Below are 1,452 nucleotides of genomic sequence, written 5' to 3'. Positions count from 1 at the left end.
CACCGGCCGGCCCGGCACCGCCGACGGCGCTCCCGCCCCCCGCCCGGGTGCCGCCCCCGGCGTCCACCCCGGCACGCCCCGCCTCTTCCTCGACCGGTTCGCCACCGAGGACGGGCGGGCGCGGTTCGTGCCGGTGTCGCACCGGGCGGTCGCCGAGGAGCCCGACGACGAGTACCCCGTGCTGCTGACCACCGGGCGGGTCGTGGCGCAGTACCAGTCCGGTGCCCAGACCCGGCGCGTCGACGAGCTGAACGCCGCCGCACCCGGCCCGTTCGTGGAGCTGCACCCCCGGCTCGCGGAGCGGCTCGGCGCGGCCGAGGGCGACCCGTTGGCCGTGGTGTCCCGGCGGGGGCGGGCCGTGGCGCCGGCCAGGATCACGACCGCGATCCGGCCGGACACGGTGTTCATGCCGTTCCACTGGGCCGGCGAGGGCCGCGCCAACACCCTCACCAACCCCGCCCTCGACCCGACCTCCCGGATGCCCGAGTTCAAGGCGTGCGCGGTACGGCTGGAGACGGTGGAGGCAGGTCGAGGAGGCCGCGGGCGCGCGGAGTGAGAATCGTTCCGCAAGGTTCCGCCGACCGCCCGCGCAGGTGAACGTGATCCTCCCCTTCTTCGTCTACGGCACCCTCCGCCCCGGCGGGACCAACCACGACCTCTTCCTGCGCGGCCGCACCCTGTGCGAGGAACCCGGCCGGCTCCGGGGCGCGGTGCTGTACGAGGGGCCCGGATACCCGTACGCCGTCGAGGAGCCGGGCTCCGTGGTGAGCGGGGAGCTGGTGACCGCGCTGCCGGAGGCCTACGCGGGGCTGCTCACCGAGCTGGACCGGCTGGAGGAGTACGTGCCGGGCGATCCGCGCAATCTCTACGAGCGGGTGGCGCGGGACGTCGTCCGGGCCGGCGACGGCACGGCGGTGCGGGCCTGGGTGTACGTCGCCGCGCCCGCCGTCGCCGCCCGGCTGCGGGTACGGGGGAGGATCGTCGGGAGCGGGGAGTGGCGGGGCTGAGGGCCCGCATCGCCGACGTCACGCCGGTGCGTGCTCCCACCGCGCCCGTCTCCCCGCGGGCGATCCTCGCGGACGTGCCGGTCACCCGTTCACCCCCGTGTGCCGCACCCTTCGGGTGCTTCACCGCGACCGGATCGGTGCGACACCGGTGACCTGCTGAAACGCGACAAAGGACGGCGGCCGTCCGGGTGCGCCCGACACCCGTTCAGCCCGCCTGCTGACACTCCCTCAAGAAGCGGTACGGCCCCGGTGGCACTTACCTCGGAGTGGCAGGGACGCGTGCGACGGCGGCACATGGGGGTGCCGCGGGCCGTGGCCCCTCCGTGAGCCCGAGGGAGCATCGATGCGACGTACCGCCCGGCCGCTGACCGGCGCCGCGCTCGCCGTGGCCGCCGCGGGGCTGCTCGCCGCGCCCGCGTACGCCGGGGAGACCGCCGGCCCGTCG

2 protein-coding genes are annotated in these 1,452 nt (G+C 76.3%); both read left to right on the top strand.

From position 1 onward, the window contains the following. On the top strand, window positions 1–556 hold a 556-nt coding region (locus B7767_RS18750), incomplete at its 5' end, for a molybdopterin oxidoreductase family protein (RefSeq protein ID WP_256923485.1). A gap of 43 nt (window positions 557–599) precedes the next feature. Further along, a complete protein-coding gene (locus tag B7767_RS18745; RefSeq protein WP_085573190.1) occupies window positions 600–1,007 on the top strand; it encodes a gamma-glutamylcyclotransferase family protein in 408 nt (135 codons plus the stop codon). Window positions 1,008–1,452 lie beyond the last annotated feature (445 nt).

This window comes from Streptomyces sp. 13-12-16 (assembly GCF_002114215.1).
Lineage (GTDB): Bacteria > Actinomycetota > Actinomycetes > Streptomycetales > Streptomycetaceae > Streptomyces.
This window is presented reverse-complemented; position numbering and strand designations above follow the sequence as displayed.